The sequence below is a fragment of the Pseudanabaena biceps PCC 7429 genome (assembly GCF_000332215.1).
Classification (GTDB): Bacteria; Cyanobacteriota; Cyanobacteriia; order Pseudanabaenales; family Pseudanabaenaceae; genus Pseudanabaena; species Pseudanabaena biceps.
Genome location: NZ_ALWB01000311.1, coordinates 1 through 4,877, shown reverse-complemented (window position 1 = coordinate 4,877; position 4,877 = coordinate 1). Strand labels below are relative to the sequence as shown.

Here is a 4,877-nt window from a genome sequence, read left to right as displayed (position 1 = left end):
CGCACGCGCAGCGTGCGCCGCAGGTTTTAGGGTTTGATATTTGTAAGCAAGCATTAGCTATATGAGCTTATTCCCAAAGGCGTTTTCCTTCCTGCCCACTTAAGCGATCGTGGGTGTCGCGTAACAGTCTAGGAATATCTAAGTTCTCTGGGCAACGTGGCAAGCAATCACCGCAATCCGTACAGCGAATTGCTTTATTCCCTGGAAACCAATGTCCCGCATTTTCAAACATTTTGTAACGATACTTGCCAAATTCCACCATGTCAAAGCCGATCGCTAAATTCCTTAACCTTAAAACCTCAGGAATATTAATCCCTTCAGGACAGGGCAAACATTTATAGCATTGGGAACAGAGATCGTTTTCTAAGAAGCTATAGCGACGATTCATGCAATCGAGTACTGCTTGCTCTAACTCCGACATCGGCTCATCGTGATCCCATGCATCTTGATGGGAATCAATTTCGGCAGGGTTAGCAGCACCGAGGCTGAGAGTATGAACGCGCGGATCGCTGAGCAGAAAGCGATCGCCCATATATAAAGCCGTAAAGGGATAACTAACCCCCGTTAATTCTTCGGAAGGGTTATAGAGCATTCCTCCTTTATCGGATGGCGAGATGATAAATACGCCCATATCTTTTTCATGGGCAAGCTGCACCGCAGGAGCATTGCGCTGATTGAAGTAGTAATAATGTAAATTGACTGACTCAAATAAATCCGTCTCAATCGTGTCGAGAATGACCTCAAGGGGCGCATGGGTAGAAAATCCCACATGACCGATTATTTTTTGATCGATCGCTTCTCTAACAGCTTTCATGCAGCCCTGAGGATTTTTTACTAATTCGAGGTGTTCGTATAGGTTAATTCCATGAATATCGAAGTTATCGATATAGTCCACATTCATTCTTTTTAAGGACTGCTCGATCTGGCGACGCATGGAGTCGGCATCCTTAGTTGGCGATATTTTAGTAGTTAGGTAAAAGCGATCGCGCCTTGCCTTCAATCCATTTTGCATCGCTTTGCCAATGAATTCTTCGCTTTTACCGTAACCTTGGGCAGTTTCAATATGATTGATCCCCACTTCTAAAGCCCGCAAAATGGTTTTATGGGCATTCTCTGCCGATTCCAAATAGCGCATTGCTCCTAAGGAAAATACCGACAGGAGCATTTCAGTTTTGCCAAAACGACGATATCGCATAGTCTGTCCACTAAATATAATTATCTTACCCAAAACAGATATAGGGACGCTTAGCGTCCCTATATCTGTTTATCCCATGATGCTATAGCTAGCTCTAATACCAATTCTCAAAATGGCAACGCCATTTTGGGAATCTCAAATTATCCCGAACTCACGTTAAATAATTAGCGTTGCGGTGCTTCGCGCCGCAACGTCTAATTCTTCACTGAGAAAGGAGTATCAAGTTAAGAAATGGCGTAGCCATTTCTTAACTTGGCATTAAAATTGGCGACGGGCAAAGATAAAAATGGTAACTGCTAGAGTCAACAAGGCATAACTGAGAATGTAAACGCCATTGTTAAACATATCCATGATGCTTGGCAAAATATTATAAACTGCGTCATTTTTGAGATTTGCACGGGATAGATCGGGCAAGATCATGTAAAAAGTGCGCGTTACTGCCTGCAAGCTGGGATTCTTGGAAATTTCGCCTAGTAGTAATAGATCGCGGCTAAAGTTACCAATCAAATAGGCTCCAAGGGTTAGTAAAGAGGCAATCAACGAACCTGTAAAGGAGCCAAAGAAAATTGCGATCGCCCCTAGTAGCATAATTTGCCAGAAGATAAAAAAGTTAGCCGTGAGAATCGCGGGAATCGGAATAGGGATTTGCTTGATCGCCATCAGAATGACAAAAATCACGGTCATAATCGAGACCAACGCCCCAACTACAGCCGTAAGTCCAAGGTGCTTACCCAAGACAAATTCAGCGCGATGCATGGGTTTGGCAATTAGGATAAAGATTGTGCGTTTGTCAATTTCTTTATTAATTAAGTTAGTACCCACTAACACCGCTACAATCAAACTCACCACCTCGATCGCCGCAATGCCCACATCCACGATCATCTTTGCCGATGAATCATAGGAAAATTCGGGCAACAGCAGCATTGCTGACACCACGATCGCAATGTATAGCAAAGATAAATAAAGCACTTGTTCGCGTACGGTTTCGCGAAAGACATTAGTGGCGATCGCCCAAACGCGACCTAAACTTAGACTCAGGTTCAAGCTCAAGTTCATAGGTCTACAAAATCCTCATAAGTCCTAACATCATTGCATTTTATCGCAATTAGCTAGCCGCAATTTATAGTTGTCGCCCAACGTATTAGGATATGGTAGTGAAAGAGGGCTGCTTTGCGGCTCTCTTTCATTCGTGGGGTATCCTAACAAGCTATGAATAACTGGCAAACAATTCTTACCTTCATCCAAGAATTAACGAAACAAGTCGGAGCCCGCCTACTTGCGGACTTTGAAGAAGCGAGAGTCGCCATTAACAAAGACGATGGCAGTCTTGTCACCAGCAGCGATCGCTGGGCAGATGAATATATAAAATTATCCCTAGAAAAAGAATTTCCTGAATATGGCGTTTTAACGGAAGAATCAACGCAAATTTTGCCCGATCGCGAATGGGCTTGGGTCGTCGATCCCCTTGATGGCACAACTAATTTTGCTAGAGGTATCCCGATTTGGGCAATATCCCTAGGCTTATTGCATCACGGGACTCCCGTTTTTGGCTATGTTGCCGTCCCACCCTTACACCAAAATATTTATGGCTGGGCTGATGAGAATGGCTCGGCAGCTTTTTTGAACGATCGCGAGATTCATCTAGCTGATATCGCTCCCGATCCCGATGCTTTGAGTAATTACTTTTTTAGTGCCTGTTCTCGCAGTCTAGCCAAAATGGGCAGAGCGGAATTCCCTTTTAAAATGCGGATGATGGGAGCCGCAACTTACAATATTTTAACCGTAGCGATCGGCTCTACGATTGGCGCAGTGGAAGCAACTCCAAAGATCTGGGATATTGCGGCGGCATGGGCGATCATCAAAGCGATCGGCGCGATCTGGATTCCCTTAGAGGATTCTCAAAATATCTTCCCCTTAGAAATGGGTAAAGATTACGGTCAGCGCAACTTTCCCTGCTTGATTGTCAGCCACCGAGAACTACTACCAATGGCAAAGGAAATAATAGAACCATTTTTTCATTGACATTCCTAAACCATTTACAGCAATTATGCCTAGCTACTTATATTCCATCTGTTAGAATTGCGGTAACTTAACACCGCGCTTGTACAAGCTATGGTTAACCTCACTTATACAACTAATCGGATTCTTCCCACTGCTGAAGAATTGCCATCATCTGACGAAACGCCTGTGGATAATCAGTTACAAAATGACATCCCAAATTTATTGCTGAGTTTATTAGCCTCTATTTGGGCAGATCGTGATGATTGGTACTTCGGTGTAGATATGGGTATTTACTATAATCCTGATGAACCTGCGATCGTGCCTGATGGCTTTCTTGCTATGGGAGTCAAGCATAATATGGGTGAAAGAGGAAGGCTTAGCTATGTGCTGTGGGAAGAGCAGAACATCATGCCGATATTTGCCTTAGAGGTTGTCTCTGAGCGCTATAACAGTGAATATGAGGACAAGTTAGCCGATTACCAAGCATTAGGTATTCTCTACTATGCGATTTACAATCCCTTAAGTGGGCGCAGGGGAATATTTAAAAATAGGCAGAGATTGGAAGTTTATCGACTAATCGCGGGTAAGTACGAACTTTTACCGATTGAGAATAACTACATTTGGTTGCCAGAAATTGATTTAGCTCTCGGTTATGAACAGGGAGAACATATTGCTTGGCTGCGTGAATGGCTCTATTGGTATAATACTTCAGGCGATCGCTATCTCACCGCTAACGAGAGGGCAGCAAATGCTGAAATCATGGCTGCACAAGAACGTCTAGCTAAGCAACAAATGCAAGCGATCGCTGACCAAGAACGGCAACAGAAGGAAAAATTAGCGGCTTATTTACGGTCAATCGGGGTTGATCCTGATGCAATTTAATTGATTAGCGTGGTGAAGCCGCGCTAATCAATTAAATTATCGAACCCTTAGTTGCAATGCGATCGTCAAAGACAAAACATTCTCCTTCCCAGAGGCTTTCTTCGGGAGGGATTTCGGCTAAGTATTTGAGAATGCCACCTTTGAGATGGTAAACCTCATCAAACCCTTGAGCCAACATATAGGCGCTTGCTTTCTCGCAACGGATGCCACCTGTGCAAAACATAGCGATCTTTTTACTTTTATCCATAGCAAAATTCTCTTCCACGTACTTAGGGAACTCATGGAAGAAATCTAAATGCGGATCGATCGCTCCTTTAAAAGTACCGAATTCCACTTCGTAAATATTGCGCGTATCAATCACGATTACCTCTGGATCGGAAATTAACGCATTCCAATCCTTAGGATCGACATAGGTTCCCACTTCTTTACTGGGATCGATACCTGATACTCCAAACTTCACTAATTCCTTTTTAAGTCTTACCCGTAGTTTGTTATAAGGCATGACATCAGAAGTAGTTTCTTTATGCTCCAAATTTTGTAGACGCGGATCGGAGCGAAGATAACTTAATAGCGCATTAATACCTTCTCGACTCCCTGCAATTGTGGAATTAATCCCCTCTGGTGCGAGTAAAATTACCCCCTTAAGTTCGCGATCATTACAGAAATCCGTGATGGGCGATCGCATCTCTCGATAATCATTCAAATCAGCAAGGCTCAATAGGTGTTTCGGGGAGGTGAAAGAAAGGAAGAATTTGATAATATTGTAGCGAAATGTAAAAGCCGCGATCACTATGCTGAG

Annotated in this window: 5 protein-coding genes; 2 read left to right on the top strand and 3 right to left on the bottom strand. The window is 43.5% G+C overall.

Going from position 1 to position 4,877, the window contains the following annotated elements:
* Nucleotides 1-67 precede the first annotated feature (67 nt).
* Nucleotides 68-1,195 (bottom strand): aldo/keto reductase, encoded by a 1,128-nt coding sequence (locus tag PSE7429_RS21440; RefSeq protein WP_009629470.1) that lies wholly within the window; start codon nucleotides 1,193-1,195, stop codon nucleotides 68-70.
* A gap of 258 nt (nucleotides 1,196-1,453) precedes the next feature.
* Entirely contained in the window at nucleotides 1,454-2,251 is a 798-nt protein-coding gene (locus tag PSE7429_RS21435) for an ABC transporter permease (RefSeq protein WP_009629469.1), read from the bottom strand.
* A 153-nt stretch (nucleotides 2,252-2,404) separates the two neighbouring features.
* Between PSE7429_RS21435 and PSE7429_RS21430 the strand changes: the two genes are divergently transcribed.
* Both PSE7429_RS21430 and PSE7429_RS21425 read left to right on the top strand, forming a co-directional pair.
* Nucleotides 2,405-3,217: an inositol monophosphatase family protein gene (locus tag PSE7429_RS21430; protein WP_009629468.1), complete on the top strand. Its 813-nt coding sequence runs from the start codon at nucleotides 2,405-2,407 to the stop codon at nucleotides 3,215-3,217.
* Between the two features lie 90 nt (nucleotides 3,218-3,307).
* Nucleotides 3,308-4,078 carry a Uma2 family endonuclease gene (locus PSE7429_RS21425; protein ID WP_009629467.1) on the top strand — a complete coding sequence of 257 codons (771 nt, stop codon included), beginning with the start codon at nucleotides 3,308-3,310 and terminating at the stop codon, nucleotides 4,076-4,078.
* Between the two features lie 31 nt (nucleotides 4,079-4,109).
* Here PSE7429_RS21425 and trhO read toward each other — a convergent pair.
* Nucleotides 4,110-4,877, bottom strand: a 768-nt coding sequence (gene trhO, locus PSE7429_RS21420; protein WP_009629466.1) for an oxygen-dependent tRNA uridine(34) hydroxylase TrhO, incomplete at its 5' end; no start/stop codon positions are given.